The sequence below is a fragment of the Paraburkholderia sp. RL18-101-BIB-B genome (assembly GCF_046026985.1).
Lineage (GTDB): Bacteria > Pseudomonadota > Gammaproteobacteria > Burkholderiales > Burkholderiaceae > Paraburkholderia.
Genome location: NZ_JARESV010000010.1, coordinates 190,747 through 217,060, shown reverse-complemented (window position 1 = coordinate 217,060; position 26,314 = coordinate 190,747). Strand labels below are relative to the sequence as shown.

Annotated in this window: 28 protein-coding genes and 1 pseudogene; 6 read left to right on the top strand and 23 right to left on the bottom strand. The window is 63.4% G+C overall.

The annotated features are described in order from the left end of the window. Nucleotides 1-278: 278 nt before the first annotated feature. The 15 genes from P0D73_RS17770 to P0D73_RS17700 form a co-directional block, all read right to left on the bottom strand. Nucleotides 279-662, bottom strand: a complete 384-nt coding sequence (locus P0D73_RS17770; protein WP_408432321.1) for a LysR substrate-binding domain-containing protein — start codon at nucleotides 660-662, stop codon at nucleotides 279-281. Continuing rightward, nucleotides 659-910: a LysR substrate-binding domain-containing protein gene (locus tag P0D73_RS17765; RefSeq protein ID WP_408432319.1), complete on the bottom strand. Its 252-nt coding sequence runs from the start codon at nucleotides 908-910 to the stop codon at nucleotides 659-661. The genes P0D73_RS17770 and P0D73_RS17765 overlap by 4 nt, the downstream gene beginning before the upstream one ends. Beyond that, entirely contained in the window at nucleotides 907-1,236 is a 330-nt protein-coding gene (locus P0D73_RS17760; RefSeq protein WP_408432317.1) for a LysR family transcriptional regulator, read from the bottom strand. Before P0D73_RS17760 ends, P0D73_RS17765 begins: the two co-directional genes overlap by 4 nt. A gap of 366 nt (nucleotides 1,237-1,602) precedes the next feature. Further along, on the bottom strand, nucleotides 1,603-2,688 hold the full coding sequence (locus tag P0D73_RS17755; RefSeq protein ID WP_408432315.1) for a porin: 1,086 nt from the start codon (nucleotides 2,686-2,688) through the stop codon (nucleotides 1,603-1,605). Nucleotides 2,689-2,753: 65 nt separating this feature from the next. Then, nucleotides 2,754-3,461: a hypothetical protein gene (locus tag P0D73_RS17750; protein WP_408432313.1), complete on the bottom strand. Its 708-nt coding sequence runs from the start codon at nucleotides 3,459-3,461 to the stop codon at nucleotides 2,754-2,756. 55 nt (nucleotides 3,462-3,516) lie between these two features. After that, nucleotides 3,517-4,647: an asparaginase gene (locus P0D73_RS17745; RefSeq protein WP_408432311.1), complete on the bottom strand. Its 1,131-nt coding sequence runs from the start codon at nucleotides 4,645-4,647 to the stop codon at nucleotides 3,517-3,519. Then, nucleotides 4,644-5,015, bottom strand: a complete 372-nt coding sequence (locus tag P0D73_RS17740; RefSeq protein WP_408432309.1) for a non-heme iron oxygenase ferredoxin subunit — start codon at nucleotides 5,013-5,015, stop codon at nucleotides 4,644-4,646. The genes P0D73_RS17745 and P0D73_RS17740 overlap by 4 nt, the downstream gene beginning before the upstream one ends. Beyond that, on the bottom strand, nucleotides 5,012-5,950 hold the full coding sequence (locus tag P0D73_RS17735; protein ID WP_408432307.1) for a dihydroorotate dehydrogenase: 939 nt from the start codon (nucleotides 5,948-5,950) through the stop codon (nucleotides 5,012-5,014). The genes P0D73_RS17740 and P0D73_RS17735 overlap by 4 nt, the downstream gene beginning before the upstream one ends. Beyond that, nucleotides 5,944-6,885, bottom strand: coding sequence for a dihydroorotate dehydrogenase electron transfer subunit (locus tag P0D73_RS17730; protein ID WP_408432305.1), 942 nt, complete (start codon nucleotides 6,883-6,885; stop codon nucleotides 5,944-5,946). Before P0D73_RS17730 ends, P0D73_RS17735 begins: the two co-directional genes overlap by 7 nt. Nucleotides 6,886-6,899: 14 nt before the next feature. After that, entirely contained in the window at nucleotides 6,900-7,484 is a 585-nt protein-coding gene (locus P0D73_RS17725) for a nuclear transport factor 2 family protein (protein WP_408432303.1), read from the bottom strand. Beyond that, a complete protein-coding gene (locus P0D73_RS17720; protein WP_408432301.1) occupies nucleotides 7,484-8,743 on the bottom strand; it encodes an NAD(P)/FAD-dependent oxidoreductase in 1,260 nt (419 codons plus the stop codon). The genes P0D73_RS17725 and P0D73_RS17720 overlap by 1 nt, the downstream gene beginning before the upstream one ends. Next, nucleotides 8,740-9,114, bottom strand: a complete 375-nt coding sequence (locus P0D73_RS17715) for a cupin domain-containing protein (RefSeq protein WP_408178089.1) — start codon at nucleotides 9,112-9,114, stop codon at nucleotides 8,740-8,742. The genes P0D73_RS17720 and P0D73_RS17715 overlap by 4 nt, the downstream gene beginning before the upstream one ends. Then, entirely contained in the window at nucleotides 9,111-9,527 is a 417-nt protein-coding gene (locus P0D73_RS17710; RefSeq protein WP_408178090.1) for a cupin domain-containing protein, read from the bottom strand. Before P0D73_RS17710 ends, P0D73_RS17715 begins: the two co-directional genes overlap by 4 nt. A 33-nt stretch (nucleotides 9,528-9,560) precedes the next feature. Then, the gene (locus P0D73_RS17705; RefSeq protein WP_408178091.1) at nucleotides 9,561-9,965 is read right to left on the bottom strand and encodes a hypothetical protein; all 405 of its coding nucleotides are present in this window, start codon (nucleotides 9,963-9,965) and stop codon (nucleotides 9,561-9,563) included. Nucleotides 9,966-9,970: 5 nt separating this feature from the next. Next, nucleotides 9,971-11,260 carry an aromatic ring-hydroxylating oxygenase subunit alpha gene (locus P0D73_RS17700; RefSeq protein WP_408285103.1) on the bottom strand — a complete coding sequence of 430 codons (1,290 nt, stop codon included), beginning with the start codon at nucleotides 11,258-11,260 and terminating at the stop codon, nucleotides 9,971-9,973. A gap of 146 nt (nucleotides 11,261-11,406) precedes the next feature. On the opposite strand from P0D73_RS17700, the gene P0D73_RS17695 reads away from it, so the two are divergent. The 3 genes from P0D73_RS17695 (at nucleotide 11,407) to P0D73_RS17685 (ending at nucleotide 14,466) form a co-directional block, all read left to right on the top strand. Further along, on the top strand, nucleotides 11,407-12,039 hold the full coding sequence (locus tag P0D73_RS17695; protein ID WP_408432299.1) for a TetR/AcrR family transcriptional regulator: 633 nt from the start codon (nucleotides 11,407-11,409) through the stop codon (nucleotides 12,037-12,039). A gap of 235 nt (nucleotides 12,040-12,274) precedes the next feature. After that, nucleotides 12,275-13,624 (top strand): MFS transporter, encoded by a 1,350-nt coding sequence (locus P0D73_RS17690; RefSeq protein ID WP_408285106.1) that lies wholly within the window; start codon nucleotides 12,275-12,277, stop codon nucleotides 13,622-13,624. 68 nt (nucleotides 13,625-13,692) lie between these two features. Beyond that, complete coding sequence (locus P0D73_RS17685; RefSeq protein ID WP_408285108.1) at nucleotides 13,693-14,466, top strand: maleate cis-trans isomerase family protein; 774 nt, start codon at nucleotides 13,693-13,695, stop codon at nucleotides 14,464-14,466. A 39-nt stretch (nucleotides 14,467-14,505) separates the two neighbouring features. Here P0D73_RS17685 and P0D73_RS17680 read toward each other — a convergent pair. Beyond that, nucleotides 14,506-14,687, bottom strand: a pseudogene (locus tag P0D73_RS17680) (dienelactone hydrolase family protein); the annotation flags it as partial. 249 nt (nucleotides 14,688-14,936) lie between these two features. Further along, nucleotides 14,937-15,170: an HU family DNA-binding protein gene (locus P0D73_RS17675; RefSeq protein WP_408285110.1), complete on the bottom strand. Its 234-nt coding sequence runs from the start codon at nucleotides 15,168-15,170 to the stop codon at nucleotides 14,937-14,939. Between the two features lie 116 nt (nucleotides 15,171-15,286). Between P0D73_RS17675 and P0D73_RS17670 the strand changes: the two genes are divergently transcribed. From P0D73_RS17670 to P0D73_RS17660, 3 genes are all read left to right on the top strand, one after another. Then, nucleotides 15,287-16,198, top strand: coding sequence for a PadR family transcriptional regulator (locus tag P0D73_RS17670; RefSeq protein ID WP_408432297.1), 912 nt, complete (start codon nucleotides 15,287-15,289; stop codon nucleotides 16,196-16,198). A 151-nt stretch (nucleotides 16,199-16,349) separates the two neighbouring features. Next, on the top strand, nucleotides 16,350-17,189 hold the full coding sequence (locus tag P0D73_RS17665; protein ID WP_132377443.1) for a siderophore-interacting protein: 840 nt from the start codon (nucleotides 16,350-16,352) through the stop codon (nucleotides 17,187-17,189). A gap of 108 nt (nucleotides 17,190-17,297) precedes the next feature. Continuing rightward, complete coding sequence (locus P0D73_RS17660) at nucleotides 17,298-18,554, top strand: MFS transporter (protein ID WP_408285116.1); 1,257 nt, start codon at nucleotides 17,298-17,300, stop codon at nucleotides 18,552-18,554. Nucleotides 18,555-18,731: 177 nt separating this feature from the next. On the opposite strand, the gene P0D73_RS17655 is transcribed toward P0D73_RS17660, so the two are convergent. The 6 genes from P0D73_RS17655 to P0D73_RS17630 all read right to left on the bottom strand — a co-directional run bounded on the left by P0D73_RS17655 (nucleotide 18,732) and on the right by P0D73_RS17630 (nucleotide 26,130). Continuing rightward, nucleotides 18,732-19,874 (bottom strand): enoyl-CoA hydratase/isomerase family protein, encoded by a 1,143-nt coding sequence (locus P0D73_RS17655; RefSeq protein WP_408432295.1) that lies wholly within the window; start codon nucleotides 19,872-19,874, stop codon nucleotides 18,732-18,734. Further along, nucleotides 19,874-20,689: an enoyl-CoA hydratase gene (locus P0D73_RS17650; RefSeq protein ID WP_408432293.1), complete on the bottom strand. Its 816-nt coding sequence runs from the start codon at nucleotides 20,687-20,689 to the stop codon at nucleotides 19,874-19,876. The genes P0D73_RS17655 and P0D73_RS17650 overlap by 1 nt, the downstream gene beginning before the upstream one ends. Continuing rightward, nucleotides 20,686-21,591 (bottom strand): 3-hydroxyisobutyrate dehydrogenase, encoded by a 906-nt coding sequence (gene mmsB, locus P0D73_RS17645; RefSeq protein WP_408432291.1) that lies wholly within the window; start codon nucleotides 21,589-21,591, stop codon nucleotides 20,686-20,688. Before mmsB ends, P0D73_RS17650 begins: the two co-directional genes overlap by 4 nt. Before the next feature lie 33 nt (nucleotides 21,592-21,624). Beyond that, complete coding sequence (locus P0D73_RS17640) at nucleotides 21,625-23,136, bottom strand: CoA-acylating methylmalonate-semialdehyde dehydrogenase (protein WP_408432289.1); 1,512 nt, start codon at nucleotides 23,134-23,136, stop codon at nucleotides 21,625-21,627. 59 nt (nucleotides 23,137-23,195) lie between these two features. Further along, nucleotides 23,196-24,887: an AMP-binding protein gene (locus tag P0D73_RS17635; protein WP_408432287.1), complete on the bottom strand. Its 1,692-nt coding sequence runs from the start codon at nucleotides 24,885-24,887 to the stop codon at nucleotides 23,196-23,198. Nucleotides 24,888-24,996: 109 nt separating this feature from the next. Further along, nucleotides 24,997-26,130 (bottom strand): acyl-CoA dehydrogenase, encoded by a 1,134-nt coding sequence (locus tag P0D73_RS17630; RefSeq protein ID WP_132379340.1) that lies wholly within the window; start codon nucleotides 26,128-26,130, stop codon nucleotides 24,997-24,999. Nucleotides 26,131-26,314 lie beyond the last annotated feature (184 nt).

Here is a 26,314-nt window from a genome sequence, read left to right as displayed (position 1 = left end):
CGTCTCACGCAGCCGGCTGGGGATGTAGATGCCGAGCGGCGCGATCAGCAGCCCGAGCATGAACGGAATGCGCCAACCCCATGCACTCAGTGCTTCGGCAGACAACACCAGATCGCGGCGCGCCCTCCCTTCATCACAAACGCCGGGCACTGTCATCGGCGTGAGAAATGGTTATGTTTATTCGTTGACGGGTCAAACCGCGAAAAAAAAGACGCGCATGAAATGCGCGTCAAATTGCTGTGGTCCGGGTCTTGCTTTGTGCCGCGGTCGGAGCATGTCTAGCGTTCCCTCAGCACACAGTCGACCGCATGAAAGACACGTCTGCTCAGTGGGTCGGACGTATTGGCATCGTCGATAATGGTGTCCTTCAGGCTTTGAATGAAGACCTTCGCCGCCGCGCTTAACGGAGTTCCGCGCCGATACATCAGGTTCACTTCCACTTCCGGGATGGTCTCCGTCACGGGCAGCACGCAGAACCCTTCTTTCGCGACGAGCAGTTCCGCGAGCGGCCAGGGCATGATCGAGAGGACGTCGGTGTTACAGATCAGGCCAATCATCATCGACGAGGAATGTGCGACGTGCACGCGCGGCTTGTAGCGGCGAAAGTACTCTCCGAACGGGCCGTAGCCTTCGGCGTCGTTTTCCGTGAAGTCGCGGTTCAACACCAGCTCGCGCCCTTCAGTTGCGACAACGTGCGGCATTTCGCGAGCGGATGCCCCGCGCGTCCCACTACCGCGTAACTCGAGAGGAAGAGCGGCACCTGCTGGAATTCGTCGCGGCATGAAGGCGGGCAGGCGCGATTGACCGAAAGGTCGAGTGTGCCGTCACGCAGTTTCGGCACGGCGACGCTCAGCAGGCTTTCGTAGAACACGATCCGCGTATCGGGCATTTCCTGCTCGAAGCGCTTCATGATGCCGCCAAGCAGCGCGATGGCGATCCACGTCGGCAGCGCACCGTCAGCCGCTCCCGGCCCGCTCCGGAGAAGCGGTCCATCTCGTCCTGCGCACGTCGCAACTGCTGGATCATCAGACGCGCGTGCGCCAGCAAGGCTTGCCCGGCATCGGTCAGAATGATCCCGGAGGCCTCGCGGACGATCAATGCCACCCCAACCTGGGCCTCGAGTTCGCGCATCGCCTTGGTGACAGCCGCAGGCGAAAGGTCGAGCGCCTTCGCTGCGTTGCGAATGCTTCCGGTATCGGAAATCGCAACGAGCGTGCGCAGTTGATGAATCTTCATGAAGGGGGGCGCCTCCACATCCAGTTCGCAACCAATAGTGAACGGGCTTACTTCCATTGATGCCAGCCACAGCCCTTCTCGCCTGGTGCGCATGCGAACGCGTGCAGGTCCCTCGCGTGCCGATGGGCGGTATCGTCCTCGAGTATCGGAGCACGTGACGGAACATGGTGCAAAGGTAATGCAGTCTGCCGCGTCAATAAAGCGAAAAAGCGCGGCGTTGCCGAATCGACAGGCCGCGCGGACGCGTGGAGTGAATGACAGGAGCATAGACAGGCGGGGCAACGCACGAGGCGCTGATGAATGCCGGCGAGAAGGCGCCGCGAGCAGCGCGACCCGGTCCTGCAGGGTCGACGTGCTCGCGCCGTATCAAAAGTAGTGTTGCACGCCGAAGCGCAGCGAGGCCTGCGAACTCGTCGACGAAGGAGCGAGCGACGGCAGGGCCGCCTTGGCGCCACCGCTCGCGTACTGATACGTCGCTTCGGCGTAGAGCATGGTGCGCACCGAAAGATGGTACAGGTCCGACAGCGCGACCGTGGTGTAGGCGTGGCCGTTGAACCAGGTCGTCGAACCACCCGCGACGACCGCGTTGAATGGCGTCATGCTCCAGTTGACGCCCAACTCCGCAGTCGTGGCATGCGCCGCGTCGGCCGCATCCGCGATTCGCACCGTGTTCAATATGCCGTGCACGGCCCACGTGCGATTCGGGGTCCACGAGCCAGCCATGCCCGCGATTCGCGTACTGCTCGCACGAAACGCGCTGCCGCCCGCGAGATTCTGACCCAGAAACGACGCATAACCGAGTGCCGTGTTGAACGCATAGGCCTTGTTGCGTGTGTCGCTGTACACGGCGGACAATTTCAACGGTCCCGATGCGTAGAAAACATCGGTGCCGAAGTAGCGTCCCTGCCCCGTCGACGCATCCGCGAAGCCGTACATCACGTGCGCGGACATGCCGTACCAGACGGGGCTCGCGTACCTGATCGTATTGCTGAGCGGGGTGACCGCGGCATTGTCGATATTTCCGGGATGATAGGCGAGATAGTTGTATTGAACCGCTCCATTCGCGTTCGGCGTAAACACCTCGTTGGTCAGGTCCCACTGCCGCCCCATGGTAACGGACCCGTAGCGCTCATTCGACAAACCAATCCACGCCATTCGACTGAACAGCACGCCTGCCGTTGCGAAACTGCCGGTATTCGAGAAATAGCCGTTTTCGAGCCGGAAAATCGCGCTGGTGCCGCCTCCCAGGACTTCGCTTCCCTTGAAACCGAACTGGTCCGGGACGGCTATCGGCCCCATCACCACTGCATGGCCGCCCTTCGTGTTGGTCACATACCCCATGCTTTCGTCGATGCTGCCGTAAAGCGTATAGCTCGATTGTGCATTTGCATCCGCGCATGCGGACGCCAGCACGCTCGCAATCACGAGCGTGCCTGCTTTATGTAGGCTCATTGTTGTGTGGTATGGAAGAGGCCGTCGCTTCTTGACCCCGTGTCACGACGGCCGTGAAGGGCCGACTAGGGCTTCAGTGCAAGGAGCGTTTCTGCCCACATCGGGTGATGAATGTTGCTGCCTTCAAACGGTGGGAATTTTTCGAAATCCGCGCGCATCTCGTGTCTGACTGGCGAATTCATCGCGCGCGTGATCGCTTCGGCGCTGTCGAACATCAGCTTGTTGCGCTGCATGTAGTGCACCCGCTTCCACGGCATCGCATCGACCCAATCGACCCGCGTGAAGATCTCGATTTCGCGCACGCCGTCAAAGAATTTCATGATCTGCGGATGATGCGACAGATAGTACGCAAGCCATTCGTCGAAATTCTCGGCGCGGCCCGGATAGTGAACGAGAAACTGGCAAGGCAACGCCCCTTGCGGCACCTGCGCTTGCGAATCCAGCACCGGAAAAGGCCGCCGCGCCATGACCTGCTGTTCGACCGCACATGTCGCGAGGCTCGGGTAATCGTCCCTCGCGAGTTGCTGCAGATGTCCGTCGGCGGCAATCGCCGATTCCAGATCCGCAAGCCGTTCGAAGTCGAGCTGCACGGCGAAGATCGGCGATGGACCGTCGTCCGTGTAATAGTCATTCGCCGCGGATGGCGTGTACAGGCGCGCGCGGCTCAATGCAGGCGTATTTTCCACGCACGCGCGGATATGGCGCCGATCCTCGTCGCTGATACGCGCACTTGGGTCGGGATGCTGGAAGGTGACGAGATAGGAGAATTGCATGTTCGGTCCGAGTGGTTCGATCGAATGAGGTGGCGGCGCGGTCGGGCAATTCACTTCACAGTTCGAGCAAAATCCTTTGCACGGTGTCGCGATCCACCTGGGTGCGATCACGCGGGGCCGCATCGCTCACGCCGAAGCTCGCGAGTATCAGCATCAGTGCGATGCGCAACTTCTGCGCGGAGAGATCGCCACCCGCGACTATTCCGTCGGCGGCGAGGAAACGCTGCTTCGGCACCGTGCCGCGCGGCGCGCGCGTGGCCTGCACCACCACCACACCAGCCGCGACGGCGTTGCACAACGCCTCGCGCTCCCCGGACGCGGGACGCCCAGGCGCAAGCCCCGCGGAGACGATGCCGCGCGCACCCGCCGCGACAAACGCTTCGATCGCCGCGCCGTCGGCACCCGCATACGACATGGCAATGTCGACCCGCGGCAACGCGGTCGACGCGGCTGCATCCAGTACCGATGCGAAACGCGGGCTCTGCCGCGACGGCCCCGCATCACGAAACACGCGACGCCGCCAGACCACGCCGGCGTCCGCATCGATCCTGCCGAGTGGTCCATACGGCGCGGCCTCGAATGCCGCGAGTTCGAAGCTCGCCGCCTTGGTCACGTCACGCGCGGCGAAGAAAAGGCCGCCCATGGCAACGAGCACGCCCGCACCGCGCGACTCCGGCGCGGCGGCCACGGCAACCGCGCCGCGCAGATTCGCCGCGGCGTCGCTGCCATCCGTGTTTGCGGGGCGCTGTGCGCCCGTCAGCACCACGGGTTGTTCGAGTTCCAGCACAAGGCCGAGAAACCACGCGGTCTCCTCGAGCGTCGCCGTACCGTGCGTGATCACGAAACCCGTCAACGCGGGATCGCTTGCAGCGGTGTCGCGGATCAGCGTGGCAAGCTCCAGCCAATCGCGCGGACCGATGGACACGCTCCCCAAGCTGCGAAACGGCACGGGCACGATCTCGACATGCGGGACCAGCTCGCCCAGGCGTTGCAGCAGATCGTCGATCGGATGGATCACGCCGCTGTCGGCGTATTCGATCCAGTCGAAGCGATGACGCCCATGCATTGCAAACGTCCCGCCGGTGCCGATCACGGCGATGCGGGGACGCTTTGCAGACACAGCTTGCTCGCCGACGAGTGTGGACACCGTGGGAGCAATCGGCTCTTTCACGTCAGCACCGTTCATGCCTGCACTCTCACGAAAAGCACATCGGCCTCGACCCTGGTCTCATGACGCCGGGTGTCGCGCGACACAGGCGCGGCAAGCGCACAGCCCGTTCGCACATCGACCAGACCGGCATGCAGCGGGCATTCCACTTCATGCCCCTCGAAATCGCCATCGCTGAGCAAAGCCGCGCCGTGCGTGCAGATGTCGTCAAGCGCGTGAATCTCATCGTCGACACGGAATAGTCCGATCTTGACGCCCTCGATCTCGATGCCACGGCACGCGCGCGCGCCGAACACCTCGTCAAGCGATCCGATTGCAAACCAGCCGTCGTCGCCGCGCACGTACTCGCGTGCGTCGGCGGAATTTATCTGGATCACCGCGTTCATAGCGCCACCCGTTGCTGGAGACTGACAGGTTCGTGCATCTTCACCGCGCCGATCAGGTCGGTGAGTTTTGCCACGCCGTGCCGCTTGCACCACTCTGTCAGATCGTCGATCAAGCGCGGCATCGCCGTGGGCGAAACGAAGTTCGCGGTGCCGACCTGCACCGCGCTGCAACCCGCGAGAAGAAACTCGAGCGCGTCCGCGGCCGTGGCAATGCCGCCGCATCCGATGACGGGAATCTTGACGGCCTGCACGCATTGATAGGCGATCCGCAGCATGATCGGTTTAGTGGCAGCGCCCGTGAGGCCGCCCATGCCGTTCGCCACACGCGGGCGGAATGTCTCGACATCGATCGCCATTGCAAGAATCGCGTTGCTCACCACGAGCGCATCCGCACCCGCTTCTTCAGCAGCCAGCGCGACCTCGACGACGTTGCCCGCATTGGGCGTCATCTTGGGCCAGACAGGCAGCGAGGTCGCGGACTTCATCGCCTTGACCACTTGCCAGGTGGCTTCCGGATCCATGCCGAACGCCTGACCGTTCTTCTTCAGGTTGGGACAGGAGACATTCGCTTCGATCGCCGCGACGCCTGGCACGCTGATTTTTTCCGCGAGCCTGCCGAACTCCTCGATCGTGTTGGCCGAAATGCTCGCGACGAGCGGCGGAAAGTAGCGCCGGTAGTAGGGCACGGTCTGTTCGACATAGTAGTCGCTGCCCTTGCTCGGGATGCCGATCGAAAAGAGCGTGGCGTCGCGAAACTCGGCGACACGCGGAGGCGGCACGCCTTCGCGCAAGTCATGAGTAATCGTCTTGGTGACGATTGCGCCGAGACAGTTGAGGTCGAATATCTGCGACGTGCCTTCGGCGAAAGTACCCGAGGCCGGCATCACCGGATTCGCGAGCTTGAGCGAACCAATATTGACGCTGAGATCTACCATGATGTCGTTTCCTGAAGATCGAAGACCGGGCCTTCCCAGCACACACGGCGGTAACTGAGCTCTTGTGAACCCGCCTCCTTCCGAAAAGGCCGCACGCATGCGTAGCACGCTCCGTAACCGCAGCCCATGCGCTGTTCGAGCGCGACCTGGCCACGGATGCCTAACTGCGCGACCACGCGTTGCAACATGACGAGCAGGCGGTTCGACCCGCACGTGCTGACGAATGTGATGCGCCGTTGCTCGTGCACTTCCCGGATCAGGCTCTCGACCTGGACCACGTCGCTGGTCTGCTCGTCATCGGTGACAGTGATCACATCGGCGCCCACGGCTTTCAGATAATCGGCCGACATCATCAACGCCTCGCTGCGCGCGCTGAGGACTGCGGTGACATGCGCACCCGCCGCGATCGCCTGCTGCGCGAGCGGCGCCATCGTCGCGAGGCCGACGCCGCGGCCAAGCAGCAGGACGTGTGCCGGTTCCGTCGATGTGGGCAGCGCAAAGCCGTTTCCGAGCGGGCCCAGCGCGTCGAGCGTATCGCCCGGCCGAAGTTGAGCCAGGCCACGTGTTCCCGCACCCTGTACCTTGTAGAGAAATTCGATGCGGCTGTCTTCCGCGGCCACGCAGTAGATGCTCATCGGCCGGCGAAGATAAGGCGTGTCGTCGTGCGAAGCCGGACACGCGAGATGAAAGAACTGCCCGGCGCGTGCCGTCAGCGCGAGCTCAGGCGCCGTGAGTACGAGATGCTTGTACTCCGCGTTGAGCCATGCGTTCGAGCGCACGTGGCACTGGTTCTCCGCGATCGTCGGCGTACTCTGGCAGGTGTGGGCGACATCCGCGTGCGCGCGATCCGGACACAATGTAATCACGCGCGCGGTGGCGGGATCGGTGGCCGTGTCGCTTCGCGACGCATTCGGCTCTGCAGAAAATGTGTTCATAAGAATTCCATCCATCAAACGGTTCGGGTCGTTTCGCTGGGTCCGGACTTGCGCAATGCGGTCAACGAAGCGAAATCGCTTGCCAGCGGCGACATCCGGTCGTCGGGCTCCATCATATGAAGCTGCGTGAAGCGCATTTCACTGATCAGCCACGTGCCGGAGGGCGTACGCTCATACTTCTCTTCGGTGACCGCCCCAAGCAGTACCGCGCGCGCATCGTCATCACGCAGCGCGAGTTGCCAGAGCCGCCAGTTGCCAGTCGCGTGCATGGCCTCGGTCACTTCGAGTGCTTCACTCACGTAGTAATGCATCGCGAAGCGCCACGGCGAACGCTGAAACCATTCGCACAGAGCGGCGCGTCCGACGAGGTCGTTGCCGAATCCCGCGCCGCCGGTCCACACCGCGCGCTCCGTGAAGCACATGGCCTGCTGCAACGCGATTTCGTGCATCACGGGTTGCGGCTGCCGTTGATAGTCGCTCGTGTATTTCTGATCGGCGAGCGCGGCGTAGCGTGCCTTCAGCGAGCGGATCGCGTCGATTGCTTCGAGCCGGGCGACGCGCGCCTCCAGCGACTGTATCGGCGAGTTGCGTTCCGTCATCACGCCAGCTCCTTCAAGGGAACCGACGTGTCGGCCAATCGGCCCGTTTCGATGCGCCTGCGCGCGCTGACGAGACGTTCCAGATGCCGCCGCTCACGGCTCTGGTTGACCGTCACGCCCGCGGCCACGCAACCGTCGCGCAGTGAAATCACCGTCGCGTCCGCCGATGAAAGCGAGCCGCGCACGACGATTTCATCGCCGGGTTCGTGCACGCCCGTCACCTGGATTGCGTGGCCGAGTTGATCCGTCCACATCCATTGAATCTCTGCATACGGTTCCATTCGCCCGGTGATGATCCCGGCTACGGCGCGCGCCTGATTCTCGGCGTTGCGCCACGTTTCCTGCCTGACGTGGCGACTGGATACGCTGTCCAATCCGCAGGCCGCGTCTCCGGCGGCGTAAAGCCAGGGCGCCGAGGGGCTGCGGCAGAACTCATCGACGAGGACACCGCGTTCGTCTGAGAGTCCCGTGCCGCGCAAGAATGCGGGATTGCAGTCGACGCCGATCGCGACCAGCACGCAGTCGGCATCGATGGTCACCGGCGCGCCGTCTTGCAACGCGTCGATGCGCAACGCGAACGCATCGCGGTCCGCCCCGCCCGCGCGCACGATGTCCGTGACATTGACCCGCGTTCGCACATCGACGCCCTTCGCGGCATGTTCCTGTGCAAGCCATCCAGCCACCTGCGGCGGCAGACAGCGCCCCATGATGCCGTCGCCGGCCTCCAGCACCGTCACCGGCACGCCAAGACTGATCGCGCTCGAAGCCACTTCCATCCCGATGACGCCCGCGCCGATGATTGCAAGCTTGCGGCAGCCTTCCAGCGATGTGCGCAACGCGAGGCAATCGTCCAGCGTGCGCAGCGTATGCACACCTTCGACGGGCTGCGTGGGGAAACGCGGACGCCTCGCCATGCCGCCCGTCGCGACGACCAGCAGATCGAAGTCCACGGTGGCGCCGTTGTCCAGATGCAGGCGCCGTGAATCGACGTCTAGTCTCCGCGCACTCGCGCACACACGCTCAATGCCGGCTCCCGTTAGCGACTCGCTGGTCCAGTAGTCAGGCGAGGTCAGCACGAGGCTCTCTTGCGTCTTCGTACCCAGCAGCAGTTCCTTCGACAACGCGGGACGCTCATACGGTGCATGCGGTTCATCGCCGATCAGCGTGACTCGCCCGGCATGGCCCAGGGCTTTCAGATGCTGGGCGACACGTCCGCCGGCATGACCCGCGCCGACAATCGCGACATGTGGCGAGCTCATTGTTGCGGCTCCTTGTTTGCTTCGGCGTTGCACGTCACGCGATACAGCACGCAGCCTGGTGAGATGCAACGATAGCGGCGCGCTTCGCGCGGCGGGATCAGGATGGCCTCGCCCGCCGAGAGGACGTAGTGCTCATCCGCCGCGACGATGTCGACGCGCCCTTCCAGCACTGCGGCGAGTTCTTCGCCAAGAAGGCCCGCATCAAATTCGACGAGTTCGTCGCGTTGCATGCGTTGGGTCGACGCTGAAAGCGCCGCGCCGTCGGCAACATTTCGCACGATCGGCAACTGAGCCGCCGCGCCTTCATGGGGAACGGCCGGAAGCAGCGTGCAATGCACGGCGCCGGCGTTCGACAGAATCGCTTCGCTCACGATGCGTTCTCCCGACCGGCCAGCGGGTAATAGGGAGCCTCGTCGCCGCCGCGATATTCGGCACGCGGCGGCGTCACCACGTTCAGACGCATGCTCATGCCCGCGCCTTCGTAGGTGTTGACGCCGTAGTGGCTCAAGCCGGCGGGAATGATCATCCCCTCGCCCGTGTTCAGGCGCCGCTCGATCTCCGCGCCGTTGTCGTGCACCTCGAAAATCGAACAGCCGCCTTTGATCTGCAGCGACGCCTCTTCTCCGTGGCTATGCGCATTCGCGGGCAGGCCGTGGCCCGCCGTTTCAACGAACTTGATGACCGCGACGCTCATCGTCTCGCCGATCATCGTCTTCATATAGAGGCCGTCGGCGACAACCTCCTTGAGTGCGTGGTCAACACCAAAAATGCGGCACTTGGGCATGATCTGATCCTTTACTGGCCGAGCGTGTGAGCGTCAGATGGCGGGGCGCATCGAAAACGTTTCGTCCGCCACGAAGCGGAAGGGATCGTATCCGTCGATCACGAAAGGCTGCTGGTAGAACTCGATAGCGGGCGCGACTTCGGCCAGCGACAGCAGCAGACACATCAGTGTCTTCGCGTCTTCGGGCAGCTTGTCCAGTTCGAACTGGTTAAGCCATGCCACGATGTCGTCGACCCTGGCGAGCATCGCGTCCTTGAATTCGACGATGGCCGGCATGCCCGCCGTATGGCGCCGCGTCGTCCGTTCGGTTTCGCTCGGCAACGCCCACACGTCGACAAAGCGGTTCAACTCCTCGAAGGCGGCAGGCAGCGGCGCGCGTGACGACGCGTCCTGCGTGAAATCCGCGCGCTTCGTGACGACGATGACTTTCTGTTCCATGACGTTTACTCCGCAGTGGCTTCGGCTTGCGCCAACAGGCGCTCGATGACGTGATAGCTGTGCCGCACCAGCAGCTCGTTGTCCTGCAGCACCATGAATTTCTTCACGCCGGTTTCCGCCGCCCGTTGCGTACGTTCGAGCGTGCTGAGGTCTTCGAGCAGCACGTCGCGCAACGCCACCTTCATGTACTCGAGGAAGAATCGGCCACCTGGCGTCGTCATTTCCGGGTAATACACGCGCGCTTCGAAAAGCGTCTTGTTATGCGCGATCGGACGGAAGTTGTAGGCCTGGCAGTAGTTGGGACGCAGCGACAGATAGAAGTCCGGAAACATCACGTTGATGTCGAACAGCCAGTTCTCGCTCTTCGTCCAGTTGACACCCTTGGGCAACGCGTCGAGCGGAAACTCATGACGCGCGCTGCCAATGCCCGCGCGCAATGCCGCCGCGGCGATTGGGCGTTTCGAACCGGCGTCGGACAATGCTTCGGCCGCGGCCGCGCCGCCCGATGTCACCGCTTTCGGGTTTCCATAGACCGACTTCTGGTTGCCCGCCAGCGACAAACGTCGATGGAACTCGCCGCACAGCGCGTCGAGCGGCGGCATGCTGCCGCCCGCGCTACTGTCGATGGCGTCGGCGATCGAATTGCCGTGCACATACGCGACGTGATACGCCTCCTGGAACGCGTCGAGCGCGAGCTTCCAGTTGCAGTCGACCACCGTTTCCCACGCGAAGCCCACCTTCAGCTTGTCGAACGGATAGCCTTCGACCTCGCCGTACATCGGCCTGAGAAAGTCGGCGAGCGAGAGCCTGGGCTGCGGGTCCATGTTGACGAAGATGAATCCTTGCCATACGTCGCACGCGACGCGCGTCAGTGCGTAATCTTTGAAGTCGAGCCCGAAAAAACATTGCTCGTCCGGCACGCCCGTCAAATTGCCGTCCAGGTCGTACGCCCAGCCGTGGAACTTGCAGAAGAATTTGCGCGTATGTCCGGTCTTGTCGTACGCAATCTGATTCAGCCGGTGCGAGCAGACGTTGTGCATTGCGCGAATCTCACCGCGCTTGTTGCGCACGACGATGATCTCCGTGTCGCACGCGTCGAGCTTCTTGACGAAGTAATCGCCCGCCTCGGGGATTTCCTCCACGCGGCCGACCTGCAACCAGGTCTTCTTGAAGATGTGCGCCTTTTCGCGCTCGTAGTACCCGGGAGAAATATAGGGCTCGACGGGAATCAGTCCAGCGCCTAGTTCCGCGTAGCGCGCGGTCAACGTGCCCTCCGGGGCGGGAATCGCATTCATGAACGGCGTCCTTCGTGAGGTGAGTGCTGAATCGCTGAATAATGAATATCATTCTGTTTTCAACGAAAAATGCTGTCAAGCTCTTTGTGAAAACTTTTTGAAGCGGCGTCGCTGACGAGACATCCGGCGCGCAGGCGATTGTTAGAATGGCGGGTCAATCAGTTGAATCACCTACCGAGGGAGGCGCGGTGCCGCAGGTAAAAAAAGCAGGAATTCGCGAGGCAATTCTGGCGTCGGCCTTCGCGGCATTCAGCCGCAAGGGCTATTCGGCGACCACCATGACCGAGATCGCGCGCGAGGCGGGTACTACCGTGGCGAACCTGTATGTGTACTTCGATTCGAAACTGATCATCCTGTATGAGATCTATCAGCCGTGGCTGACGCGGCAACTGCACGCCCTGCGCACCGAGGTGATGCTGCTGTCGAATCCGCGCAGCAAGATTCGCCGTATCATCAGTGGAATCTGGGCGGATATTCCGGCAGCCGATCATGCTTTTGCCAACTCGCTCATCGACGCGCTGGCGACCGCGCCCCCGGACCTGCGCAAGCCGGTCAATCTGCTGCAACCTGTCGAGGCGTTCGTCACACAGCTTTTGCTCGACTCGCTTCCGCGGGAACGGGCGAGCGTGGTCCACGGCGATTTGCTGTCCCACCTCATCTGGATGGCGTTCGATGGCTTCGTCATCAATCACCGGATCGGCGACGATCGCGACATCGACCAGATCTCGGCCATGATGGCCGACCTGCTGCTAGGCGAGCAGGAACCGGAAGCGCACTAGCGGTTCATCCGCAACGAAGCGGAATTTTGAAAACTTTGACAGCACGCAAAAAAGAATGTCATTCTGTATTTAGGCTGCTGATTTCAGCGGCCGGACTCCCTGATCCTCGGGTTGTTCAAGGCGTGAGACCTCGCTGCGGCGCACACTGAATCAGCGCTGGAGCGCGGGCCGAACCTGCCGGACAATCGGATGGCCGGGCAATCAATGGCGTTTACTATTTGCCTGAGGTGCTGGCATGGCCGCAATCTCCGAAAGCGCGCAATTACGTTCATTCAACCCGCCGTCCAGAACCACGTATCTGGTCCTGGTTCTGTGTTTCCTGACGATCGTCGCCGAGGGCTACGACATCGGCGTGATGGGAACGATCGTCCCGTCCCTGCTGAGCGACCCGGTCTGGAAGCTCACCCCGATGGAAATCGGCGCCATGGGTAGTGCCGCCCTCTTCGGTACCTTGTTCGGGTCGTATTTCATCAGCGTGATCAGCGACCTGGTGGGCAGAAAACTGCTGCTGATCAGTTGTGTCGCCCTCTTCTCATTGTCGATGCTCGGCGCAGCGTGGGCACCGACGCCGTTCGTGTTCTCCGTCAGCCGCTTCATCGGCGGGCTCGGCCTTGGCGGAGTCATTTCGGCGGCGGCGGCACTGACCGTCGAATATTCGCCGTCCGACAAGCGCAATCTGAATTTCGCGCTGATGTACTCGGGCTACTCGCTCGGCGCGCTGCTATCCGCGGTCATCGGTATTTTCTTTGTGCAATCCCACGGATGGCGCTTCGTCGTTGCGCTCGGGGCAAGTCCGCTGTTAGCGGTTCCTCTTCTCGTGTGGCTTCTGCCTGAATCACTCGACTTTCTGCTTGCGAAGGGCCGAGAAACTCAGGCGAAGACTTTGGCCCAACGCCTGGGCATCGATTCATCCGTGTTTCAGCGCGCAAGCCGCGGCGCGGCACCGGAACCCTCGCTTGGCGCCGTGTTCCGCGAAGTGTTCTCGCCGCAGAATTTCTGGGCAACGATTTGCCTGTGGGTAGCTCAGGTCGCCGCCGTGCTGGTGATCTACGGCCTGGGTACGTGGCTGCCGCAACTCATGCGCAAGCTCGGTTACGACCTCGGTTCGAGTCTGTCGTTTCTCGCGGTATTCATGCTGTCGTCCGCGTTGGGCGGCATCCTCATCGGTCAGATCAGCGACCGGCTGGGCGCGCGCAAGACCATCGTTGCGGGCTATATCATTGGCGCGCTCGCGGTGTGCGGCCTCACCCTCAAGGGAAGCCTTGTCTTCAACTATGCGCTCGTCGCACTCGCCGGCTTCGGCAGCATTGGCGTCGCAATGGTTCAGTTGGGCTTCATCGCCAACTTCTACCGCGCCCATGCGCGCGCGAGCGCGACCGGCTGGGCCGTTGGCATCGGACGTTTCGGCGCGATGAGCGGTCCGATGGTGGGCGCCTATCTCGCCGCGCACAACGTCGAAGTCCAATGGAATTTCTATGCGTTTGCCGCCTCCGCACTAGTTGCCGCACTGGCCATCGCTTTGACCGGCGACCCGCACTCACGCATGGCACGGCTCGACTCGTCGAGTGTTTCGCTGGAAGGTTGAAAAGATTTGCCGCGCACGCGCGGATCGCGCGGCACGCTTTTCACAAAACACACCATGGAGACAAAACAATGAGCCTCGGCTTTGGCACCTTGGCCCGGATCGGTCATCTCTATCCGTCTGGCGGACTCTGCGACTTCGAGGTTCAGTTGATGGCGCCCGAGGGCGTGCAGTTCGTGACAACGCGCTTGCCGTTCCGCGATACGTCGCTCGAATCCGACACGAACATCATCGACAACCTTGAATACCATGCGGGCCTGCTCGCCGACGCGAAAGTCGATCTGATCGCGTTGAATTGCACGGCGGCTGGTGTGGTGAATGGCTCCGAGACAATCAGGCGGCGCATTACGGACGCGACGGGCATTGCCGCTGTCACGACCATCGATGCGGTTCTCGCCGCTTTGGACGCCCTGTCGGCCTCGAGAATTGCGCTGCTGACACCCTATCGGCAAGAGGTCGTGTTGAAGGAGATAGGCTTTCTGCGCGGACAGGGGATCGATGTCGTCGGCCATGCAAGCCTGCCATGCCAGACGCCTTGGGAACAGGCGGCGATCACGCCGCAATCGTGGCTCGATCTAGCGGCAGGCATTGCAGGTAGCTTCGACGCCTTATTGATAAGTTGTGCGGGCATTCACGTCAGCCCGGTGATCGAGACGCTTGAAATCGAGGTCGGGGTCCCCGTCGTCACGAGCAATGCCGCTCTGCTTTGGCATTGCCTGTGCAGGTTCGGAATTGTCGAGCGGCCCACCCGCTACGGCTCACTTCTCGCGAAGGCCCTCGCGCACGAACAGGTTCCTCCCGATGCGCGTGCCAAGACCTTGCAAGAAGTATCGCCGCTGCGGTAACGCGCGCTTAACCGGCCGAAGCCGGCGACTCGACGCGCATCAGACCGGCTTGCCTTCGCTGCTGGCCCAGTTGCGCATCAGCGTATTGCTCGGCAAGCTTTCTTCGATCAACTTCTTTGCGGTCAGGATTCCGGTATTCGGCAAACCGGTTGGATCGAGCACGCCGACCTGCACCAGCTCCGACGCTTGATCCAATAGACCTGCTCGGTGTAAAGCTTGTTGTTGGCGTTCACAATTGATGCTAGCCGTGTTCACAGGAGCGCTAGCAAGTTCAGTAACGCTGCTAGCGTAACCAAGTTCGAGGCTGACGTACGACACGGCCTCCCGCAGAAAAATGCTACCAGGCCAGCCGCGCTGAGTCCAGGCCGACAGTCTGAACACTATGTTCCTGCGCGACTGCCGCCTCGTCCGGTCGCAGTGATTCGACCAAGAGACCGTTGGCAATGACGTCTGACGGCTTGCCCGTGGCCTCAGGCCCCGTTCACTGCATCCTTGAACGCCTTGCCCGCGGTGAACTTGACTGTCTTTGCGGCCGGGATCTGGATCTCGGCGCCGGTCGCCCGGTTGCGGCCGACCCGTGCGGCACGCGCGCCGGTCGAAAACGAACCAAAGCCGATCAACTGCACCGTCTTTCCCTTAGTCAGTTCACCGGTGATGGCCGCGATCACCGCGTCAATCGCCTCACCGGTGTTCCCGAAACGCAATTTTCGCGTTCCCGCACACTTTGTTGCGCGCCGATACAAAAAAAAGAGGAAGTTGACAAACTATCTTAAGATATATATCTTAAGACACATCTTAAGACACAAGCGGGAGTACCAAGATGCGTCATCAACACCGTTTTTCGCGTCCGCGCACAGCGGACGACACTTTCTCCACCGGCCACCAACGCGGCGCACTTCATGCGTTCTGGCACGCCTTTGCCCATCACCACGACTATCGCGGCGAGCGCGGCGGCGAAGCACGCGGTGACGGCTTCGAACGCCGTCGCGGCGAACGCGGCCGCAGCGACCGCGACGAATTCCGTGGCGACCTGCGCGGCGGCCATGGCCGTCACGGCTTCGACCGCTTCTCGCTGCACGCGCTGTGGCACGCCATCGGCCGTCATCACGAGCATCGCGGCGGCGGGCGTGGCGGGCGCTTCGGCGGCGGCCCGGGCGGCTTCGGCGGCGACGGCGACGGTTTTCCGCGCGGCCGCAAATTCAGTTCCGACGACCTGCAACTGCTGCTCCTGTCGATGATCGGCACGCAGCCGAGCCACGGCTACGAACTGATCAAGGCGCTCGAAACGCGCTCGAACGGCTTTTACAGCCCGAGCCCGGGCATGGTCTATCCGGCGCTCACATATCTGGAAGAACTCGGCTACGTGACCGTGCAACTCGAAGGCAACCGCAAGCGGTACGAACTGTCGGAAACGGGCCGCGAATATCTGGCCGCCAACCGCGACCGCGTCGAATTGATGCTGGCCAAGCTGAGCCATATCGCCCGCAAGATGGATTCGGTGCGCCGCGCGTTTGCAGGCGAAGAGCCGGCCGACATCAGCGAAGGCGGCTGGCTGCCCGAGCTGAACGAAGCGCGCCGCGCGCTGAAGCATGCGTTGCTGCGCCGTGACAATGCGCCGGCGGCGCAACAGCGCCGCATCGCTGAAATTCTGATGCGCGCGGCGAAAGAAATCGAAAGCGAAGTCAAACCGGACAACAGCGAAAACGGCAACGGCGGCGAAGCGGCCCGTTGAAATCGTGCCGCCCGTTCCCCGCGTGCGCTTGCGCGCCGGGAGCGCCGCCCGCGCGTGAGCGCGCGCCCATCGAACCAACCGCAACCATCTTGCATGGGACCGGAGCAAGGCGCTCAAGCGCCAACCTCTGGTCGACAGGAGCACCACTCTTATGCCGACTAAAGACCACCAAGCCGACAATCAAACCGACCTCGCAGTCCACCGCGTACGCCATCCGCTGAAGTTCCGTCTGCTGCAAGTCAAGCAGGTGCGCGCGCTGACCCCGCATCTGATCCGCGTCACATTCACGGGCGAAGATCTGCACGACTTCGTCTCCGCTTCGTTCGACGACCACCTCAAGGTGTTCTTCCCGGAACCCGGCGCGGACAAGCCGGTGCTGCCTGAAGCGGGCCCCGACGGTCCGGTGTTTCCCGCCGGCCAGCCACGTCCGATCGCGCGCGATTTCACGCCGCGCCGCTTCGATCGCGAGGCGGGCGAACTCGACATCGAGTTTGCAATGCACGAAGCGGGCCCCGCGGCGACGTGGGCGGCGCAAGCCAAAGTGGGCCAGTATCTCGGTATCGGCGGCCCGCGCGGTTCGCTCGTGATACCTAAGGATTTCGACTGGCATCTGCTGATCGGCGACGATACCGCGTTGCCCGCCATCGCTCGGCGTCTCGAAGAGCTGCCGGCCGGCAAGCGCGTCGCGGCCGTGATCGAAGTGGCCGATCCGTCGGCGCAGATCGAATTCACGACGCAGGCCGAGTTGCATCTCGTGTGGCGCTATCGCAGCGAAGCGGGTGTGCGCGGCGAGGCCTTGCTGCAGGCCGTGCGCGACACCTACCTGCCCGAAAACGGCGAAGGCTATGTCTGGGCAGCCGGCGAAGCCGCGACGATGCGCGCAGTGCGCTATCACCTGTGCACGGAACGCGGCGTCGACAAATCACGCATTCGCGCGGCCAGCTACTGGAAACAGGGCGCCGAAGCGGTGCACGAAACGCTCGACGATTGAGTGTCGGCCGTCCGCGGGATCACATGCGTCTTGAGGCGCGTGCGATCCGGCGGCGGCGCGAGTCGCGCGAGCACTGTGCTTCCAAAAACAACAACAAGGAATCGATCGATGTACTCAATAAGCGCAAAGCACGAACGCCGCCTGCTGTGGCTGCTCGCGCTGACGCAGTTCACCATCATCATGGACTTCATGGTGATGATGCCGCTCGGCCCGCAGATCATGCACGCGTTCGCGATCACGCCGGCTGCATTCGCGACGGCCGTGTCGGCGTATTCGTGGTGCTCGGGACTGTCGGGACTGTTCGCGGCGACCTATATCGACCGCTTCGACCGGCGCCGTCTGCTGCTGACCATGTATGCGCTGTTCGCGCTGTCGAACCTGGCGTGCGCGCTGGCGAGCAGCTTTCCGCTGCTGCTGGCCGCACGCGCGTTCGCGGGCATCACGGGCGGCGTGCTGGGCTCGGTGATCATGGCGATCGTCGGCGACGTGATCCCGGTTCAGCGCCGCGGCGCCGCCACCGGCACGATCATGACCGCCTTTTCCCTCGCGGCGATTGCGGGCGTGCCGGCCGGCGTGATGCTCGGCGCGCACTTCGGCTGGGCCGCGCCGTTCTTCCTGCTGGTGGCGCTGTCGCTGCTCGTGTGGACGGCGGGACGGCAACTGGTGCCATCGCTGGCGGAGCATTTGAGCCGCCGTCAGCCGCCGCTCGCGGAAGTGCTGCCGGATTTGTGGCGGCTCCTGAGCAACCCGCGGCATCTGAATGCGTTTGCGCTGACCTTCATGATGATGGTCGCGCACATGCTGGTGATTCCGTTCATTTCGCCGGTGCTGGTCGTCAATCACGGCGTGGCGCCCGAGCAATTGTCATGGCTCTATATGGCCGGTGGCGCAGCGACGTTCTTCACTTCGCGCCGGGTGGGCGAACTCGCGGATCGTTACGGCACGCGGCGCGTGTTCCGGATCGCGGCGGTACTCGCGTTTTTGCCGGTGCTGTTCGTCACGCATCTGCCGAATCTGCCGTTTTACGCGCTGGTGATGTTTTTCCCAGTTTTCATGGTGCTGATGTCCGGGCGCATGGTGCCCATGCAGGCACTGCTGACCACCGTGCCCGAGCCTGCCCGGCGCGGCGCTTTTCTCAGCGCGAACAGCGCGCTCCAGGCATTGGGCACGGGATGCGGCGCATGGATCGGCGGCTTGATGCTCAGCAGTTCGCCGAGCGGCCAGATCATCGGTTACGGGACGGTCGGCTGGGCTTCGGTTGCGGTCGCGCTGGCCGGCGTGTTGTGGGTTTCCCGCGTACGCGGCGCGCAAGGCGATGCGCCGGCGCCTGGGATGTTGCATGCTGAAGCGGTCGGCGAAAGTTGATTGCGTGTCTCGCGCGGCGCTGTTGTGCAAGGCGCCGCGCGGAGATGCTTCAGTCTGTCAGGCCGGCATCGTTCAGTTGGCCGGCCCCACCACCACGAACTTGATGCCGCCTTCGGCCAGACGCAGCGCGGCCTCCTTCAGCGGCGCTTGCACACAGTGCCCTCCCCACTTTCACCCCTACTGCGCGCCCAACGCAGCCAGCGGATGCGCCTCGCTCTTCCACGGCGAGGCGAGAAAATGTTTGACGCGCTCGGGCCGCACCTCGGCGAGCGTGGCAGGTGCCCAGCGCGCCTTGCGATCCTTATCGATCAACTGGGCTCGCACGCCTTCACAGAAGTCACCCTCTTCGATCACGCGTTTGACGATACCCAACTCCATGCGGAAGCACTCGGCCAAGCTCATCTGCCGCCCGCGCAAAAGCGCCTCACGCGTGACGTAAAGCATGGTGGGCGAATGGCTGGTCAGCGCATCGTAGATGGATTGCAACCACTGCTTCACCTCGCGCGGCGGCTCGCGCTCCAGGTCGTGCCGCACCGTCGCGACCATCCGCTCGACGCTCGAACGGCGGTCGAAATGCCGCAAGATCAGTTGCGTGAACGCGGCCAGCGGCGCGTGCGGAATGATGTTGCACGGCGGCTCGAACACGCCGCGCAAGGCGGCCATCAGATCGCCTTCGAGCGGCATGCGCTGCAGACGCTCTTCGAAACTGGCGAGCCATTCGGCCGGCACGCACAGATCGGCCAGCTGCAGGCGCAACGCATCGGCACCGGACAAGGTCGCGCCGGTCAGCCCGACATATAGCTCGAGCTCCGCCGGCATCACGCTCAGAAAGCGCGTCGCGCCGACGTCCGGCAGAAAGCCGATGCGCGTCTCCGGCATGGCGATCTTGCTGCGCTCGGTCACGATGCGCAGCCGCGCCCCCTGGCCGAGCCCCATGCCGCCGCCCATCGCGATGCCGTCGAGCAACGCGACCACCGGCTTCGGAAAGGTGTGCAGCGCATAGTCGAGCCGGTATTCGTCGACGAAGAACGCGAGCCACCGGCTGTCGCCGTTCTTCGCGAGCCGCTGCACTTCGCGCACGTCCCCGCCCGCGCAGAAACCTTTGGCGCCCGCGCCTTTCAGCACGAGCGCGACGATGCCGTCGTCGGTGCGGCAATGCTCGACCAGCACGGCAAGCTCGCGCACCATCGCGTGCGAAAGCGCATTGAGCGCGGCGGGACGGTTCAGCGTGATGATCGCCACGCGATTCACCACGCGAAACAGGATCTCGCGTTCCGCTTCGAGGCTCGTTTCGGCTATGACGCTTTGCAATGCGCTCATCAACGCGTCTCCTGCTGCGAGGAATCCGCCTGCGCGGCCTGCGTCACCTGCCAGCGCGGCGTGCGCTTTTCGAGGAACGCATTGACGCCTTCGCGCTGATCGGCGCCGTCGAACAGATCGACAAAGCGCTCGCGCTCCAGCGCCAGCGCCGCCGCGCGTGGCACGCCGTTGCGCCCCTGATGAATCAGCGTCTTGCTGAAGCCGACCGCCTGCGGACTCAACGTAGCGACACGCGCCGCCATGGCCAGCGCGGCCTCGCGCGCCGCGCCCTTCTCCACCACTTCTTCGACCAGACCGATGCGCAACGCCGTCGCCGCATCGACGCGCTCGCCGGTCAGAATCATCCGCTTGGCCCAGCCTTCGCCGACCAGCCACGGCAGCGTCTGCGTGCCGCAACCACAGGGCAGCAAGCCGACTGCCGTCTCGGGCAACGCCAGCAACGCATGCTGTTCCGCGATGCGAATATCGCAAGCCAGCGCGCATTCGAGCCCGCCGCCCATCGCATATCCGTTGATCGCCGCGATCACCACCGGCCGCGCGTTCTGCAAGGTCTCGAACGCCGCGCCGAAACGCGCCGCCGCGGCGCGCGCGACTTCGCGGTTGCCGTCGGCGAACGTGTTCAGGTCTGCGCCCGCGCTGAAGAACTTGGGGCCGTCGCCGGTAATCACGATCGCCCGCACGCGCGCCTCGCCGTTCAGGCGCTCGACGGTCTGCTGCAATTGCAACAAGCCCTCGGGCGTGAACGCGTTGGCGGGCGGCCGCTTGAGGGTGAGTTGCGCGACGGCGCCGTCGTGCGCGTAGTCGAGTTCGATCATGCCGCGCCTCCGTCCTTGCCGTCCTGGCGATACAGCTTGATGACCGCGGAAAAATCGAGACGTCCCGCGCCTTTCGTGCTCATCGTCTGGTAAAGCTGTTGCGCGAGCGCGCCGAGATAGAGCGGTTGACGCGCGGTTTTAGCGGCGTCGGTGGCGAGTCCTAAGTCCTTGAGCATCAGATCCGTGCCGAAGCCGCCGGTATAACCACGCGTGGAGGGCGCCGTCTCGATCACGCCGGGCATCGGGTTATACGTGTCCGAACTCCAGCAGCGCCCGGTCGACGTATTGATGATGCCGCCCAGCACTTTCGCGTCGATGCCGAGCGCCTCGCCGAGCGACATGGCTTCGGCCACGCCCGCCATCGTAATGCCGAGCACGAGGTTGTTGCAGATCTTCGCGACCTGGCCCGTGCCGGTATCGCCGCAATGCACGATGTTCTTACCCATCGCCGAGAGTACCGGCTTGACCTGCTCATACGCGCTCGCGCTGCCGCCGACCATGAAGGTCAGCGTGCCGGCCGCCGCGCCGCCAGTGCCGCCGGACACAGGCGCGTCGACAAAAGTGTTGCCGTGTTGCTGCGCGAGTTCGGCGAATGATTTCACGCTCGCGGGATCGATCGTGCTCGAATCGATAATGGTCACGCCCTTCGCGATGCCGGCGAAGATGCCGTCGTCCGCGGTCAGCACGCTGCGCACATGGGCGGCGGCGGGCAGCATGGTGATCACGCATTCCGCGTCGGTCACCGCCGCTTTCGGCGAACCGGCCGCTTTCGCGCCCGCATCGACGAGCGCCTGCACGGCTTGCGCGTTGAGGTCGAACACGTTGACCGCGTGGCCCGCCTTGAGCAGGTTGTGCGCCATCGGCGCACCCATGTTGCCGAGTCCGATAAAGCCTATTTTCATGATCTCGTCTCCAGTCTTCAGAAGCCGCGTGACTCAGCGCAGGCTGATGGTCGTATTGACGCCGTCGTTGACGGTGTCGTCGTCGAACCAGCGGGCAGTGACGGTCTTGGTCTGCGTGTAGAACTGCACGACCTGTTTGCCATACGGGCCGAGATCGCCGAGTTTCGAGCCGCGCGAACCGGTGAAGCTGAAGAACGGCACCGGCACCGGAATCGGAATGTTGATGCCGACCTGACCGATATCGATCTCGCTCTGAAATTTGCGTGCCGCCGCGCCGCTCTGCGTGAAGAGGCCCACGCCGTTGCCGAACGGATTGCGGTTGACCAGCGCGATCGCGTCATCGAGCGTTGCCGCGTTCAGCACCACCAGCACCGGCCCGAAAATTTCCTGACGGTAGATTTCCATTTCAGTGGTGACGTCGCTAAAGACCGTCGGACCGATGAAGTTGCCTTGCTCGTAGCCCGGCACTTTTACGCCGCGACCGTCGAGCGCGAGCGTGGCGCCTTCTTTCACGCCGGTTTCGATCAGGCCGAGAATGCGCTGCTTTGCCGCGCGCGAAACCACCGGGCCGATGTCCGTGTTCGGTTCGTTGCCCGCGTTGACTTTCAGCGTCTTGGCCTTGGCGACCAGGTCAGGCAACCATTGCTGCGCCGCGCCCACCAGCACGACCACCGAGGTCGCCATGCAGCGCTGTCCCGCTGCACCGAATCCTGCGCCAGCCAGCGCGTTCAGCGTCTGCTCGCGGTTCGCATCGGGCAGCACCACGGCGTGGTTTTTCGCGCCCATCATCGATTGCACGCGCTTGCCGTGCTCGCTGCCGAGGCGGTACACGTGCGTGCCGACCGCCGTCGAACCGACGAACGAAATCGCCTTAACCAGTTCGTGCGTGCAGAGCGCGTCGACCACCTCCTTGCCGCCGTGCACCACGTTCAGCACGCCCTTCGGCACACCGGCTTCGAGCGCGAGTTCGACCAGTTGCATGGTCGAGAGCGGGTCCTGCTCGGAAGGCTTGAGCACGAACGTATTGCCGCACACGATTGCCATCGGGAACATCCACAGCGGGATCATCGCCGGGAAGTTGAACGGCGTGATGCCGGCGCACACGCCGATCGGTTGCCGCAGCGTGTACGTGTCAACGCCGCCCGCCACGTTCTCCGCGAATTCGCCCTGTTGCAAGGTGCCGATCGAACACGCATGCTCGACGACTTCGAGGCCGCGGAAGATATCGCCTTCGGCATCGGGAATCGTCTTGCCCTGTTCCGCGCTCAAGGTCTTCGCGATACGCGGCATATGCTCGCGAATCAGCGCCTGGTACTTCAGCATGATGCGCATGCGCGCACCGATCGGCGTGTCCTTCCAGGTCTTGAACGCGGCGTCGGCGGAACGGATGGCTTCGTTCACCTCATCGGCGGTGGCGAACGGGACGCGCGCCAGCACCTCTTGCGTGGCGGGATTGACGATGTCGCGCCATTCGCTGGTCTTCGATTCGACGAACTCGCCGTTGATCAGCAACTTGACGGTGGCAACGGCAGCAATTGCGCTCATGCTGAAACTCCTCTGCAGTGGCCGCGAGGCGGCCGGACAGTGACTGGGGACAAATAAAATTAACGCAGATCCGGGAAATCTTCTTCCCAATACTCATCAGGCAGGCGCGCGGGCTCGGCCTCGCGCTCCATTTCGCGGCGCCGCAATTCGACGCGGCGAATCTTGCCGGAAATGGTCTTGGGCAACTCGCTGAATTGCAGACGGCGAATCCGCTTGTACGGCGCGAGCTTTTCGCGCGAGAACGCGAACACGGCGCGCGCGAGTTCGGGGCCGGCTTCGTAACCCTGGCGCACGGTGACGAACGCCTTGGGCACCGACAGACGCAGCGCGTCGGCGCTCGGCACCACGGCGGCCTCGCCGATCGCCTCGTGTTCGATCAGCACGCTTTCGAGCTCGAACGGACTCAGGCGGTAATCGGACGATTTGAAGACGTCGTCGGCGCGGCCGACATAGACGTAGTAGCCGTCGTCACGGCGCAGCGCGACATCGGACGTGCGGTAGAAGCCGTTGCGCATGGCTTGCGCGGTAGCGTTGGCGTTGTTCGCGTAACCGGTCATCAAACCGAGCGGCCGTTCGGCCAGCGGCAGCGCGATTTCGCCTTCCGTGACGGGCTGGTCGTCGGCATCGATGAGCTCGATGGTGTAGCCCGGCAGCGGGCGCCCCATCGAACCGGGCACGACCGGTTGGCCCGGCGAGTTGCCGATCTGGCAGGTGGTCTCGGTCTGGCCGAAACCGTCGCGTATCGTGATGCCCCACGCGTGCTTCACGCGCTCGATGACCTCGGGATTCAGCGGCTCGCCGGCGCCGACAATCTCGCGCAGCTTGACCGGGTAGTCGGTGAGATGCTCCTGCACCAGCATGCGCCAGACGGTCGGCGGCGCGCACAGCGTGGTGATGTTGAAACGCACCAGCGCGTTCAGCGTGTCTTTCGGCACGAAGCGCGGGAAGTTGAAAACGAACACGCAGGCCTGCGCATTCCACGGCGCGAAGAAGCAGCTCCACGCGTGCTTGGCCCAGCCCGGCGAGCTGATATTCCAATGGATATCGTTCGGTTGCAGACCGATCCAGTACATCGTCGACAGATGGCCGACCGGGTAGCTTTGGTGCGTATGTTCGACCAGCTTGGGCTTCGAGGTCGTGCCCGAGGTGAAATACAACAGCATCGGATCGGTGGCCCGCGTGACGCCCTCGGGCGTGAATTGCGGCGATGCGTCATAGGCCGCGGAGAGATCGATCCAGCCCTCGCGCGGCGTACCCACCGACAGGCGCGTGAGCGGCGCTTCGAGCGCATCGAATTTGGCCAGCTCCGCGCTATCGACCACCGCGAAATTCGCACCGCCGATCTGCACGCGGTCGCGCACGTCGTCGGCGGAAAGCTGGGTGGTGGCGGGCAGCACGATCGCGCCGAGCTTCATGGCCGCGAGCATCACGTCCCACAGTTCGACGCGGTTCGGCAACATCAGCAGCAGACGGTCGCCGCGGCCCACGCCCATGCCGCGCAGGAAATTCGCCATGCGCGCCGAGCGCTCCGACATCTGCGCGTAGGACAGGCGCAGGCCGTCGCTGGCGGGATCGTCTACGATCCACAGAGCGGGATTGTCGTTATTGCGCGCGACTACGTCGAAATAGTCGAGCGCCCAGTTGAACTCGCCTAGTGCCGGCCACGCGAATTCGCGGTACGCGCGGTCGTAGTCGGTTCGATGGCGCAATAACAGGTCGCGCGCGTCGAAAAAGGCCTTCGCTGCAGTCATCGTCGTCTCCTGGTGGCGCGGTATGCGCTCCGCTTTTTTTGTCCCGCGTTGCACTGCTTTCTACTCGGCGGGCAAGCTATTTTGCACTCAAAACCAGCCTCACTTCTATTTACACATGCCGCGCGATCAGCATGCGCTGCACTTCGCTGGTCCCTTCGTAAATCTGCGTGATGCGCGCGTCGCGATAATGGCGCTCCACCGCGTAGTCTTCGAGATACCCATAGCCGCCGTGAATCTGGATCGCGTTCGAGCAGATTTCCTCGGCCAATTCCGACGCGAACAGCTTGGCCTGCGAAGCCTCCGACAAACACGGCTTGCCCGCCGTGCGCAGCCGCGCCGCGTGATGCACGAGCAGGCGCGCGGCGTTCAGGCGCGTGGCCATGTCGGCGAGCATGTTGGCGATAGTCTGATGCTCCTTCAACGCCTTGCCGAACTGGATGCGTTCGTTTGCGTAGAGACGCGCGGCATCGAACGCGGCCCGCGCGATGCCGACCGCCTGCGCGGCAATGCCGATGCGGCCGCCTTCGAGATTCGACAGCGCGATGCGCAAGCCTTCGCCCGGCTCGCCGAGCAGATTGGCTTCCGGCACGGCGCAATCGTCGAGCGAAATCGGACAGGTATCGGAGGCGCGAATGCCGAGCTTGTGTTCCGGCTTGCCGACGTTGAAACCCGGCGTATCGGTCGGCACGATGAAGGCCGACAGACCGCGCTTGCCGCGCTCGGGATCGGTGACGGCGAAGACGATCGCGAGGTCGGCGCGCGAGCCGTTGGTCACGAACTGCTTGCTGCCATTGAGAATCCACTTGCCGTCGCGCAGCACGGCGCGGGTGCGCAGATTGTTCGCCTCCGAACCGGCCTGCGGCTCGGTCAGGCAGAACGCGCCGATGCGGCGGCCGGTCGCGAGGTCCTGCAAGTAGCGGTCTTTTTGTGCTTCCGTGCCGAAGTTGAGAAGCGGCCCGCAGCCGACCGAGTTGTGCACGCTCATCAGCGTGGCGCAGGCGGCGCAGCCCGCGGCGATCTCTTCGAGCGCGAGCGCATAGGCCACGTAGTCGGTGTAGGAGCCGCCCCACTCCGCCGGCACGATCATGCCGAGAAAACCAAGGTCGCCCATCTGCTTGACGACCTCGGCGGGCAGTTGCGCGTCGCGGTCCCATTGACCCGCATGCGGGGCGAGCCGCTCGGTGGCGAAGTCGCGAGCGGCGTCGCGGATCATCCGTTGTTCGTCGGTGTAGAAGCTGTCCATGGCGCTTGGTCCTGTGCTGTGCGTGTGATCGCGGCTCATGTCGCGCCTCGTGGCGGCGTCGCCCAAGGCAGGCTGTGCGCGATCGGTTGAGGCCCAGTGTAGGCAAGCCGCCGGGCAGGTTCGATGCTCAGCCCGATCATTCTGATTGAGCGCATTTGCCATACTGTTACGATATGAGGCCGCA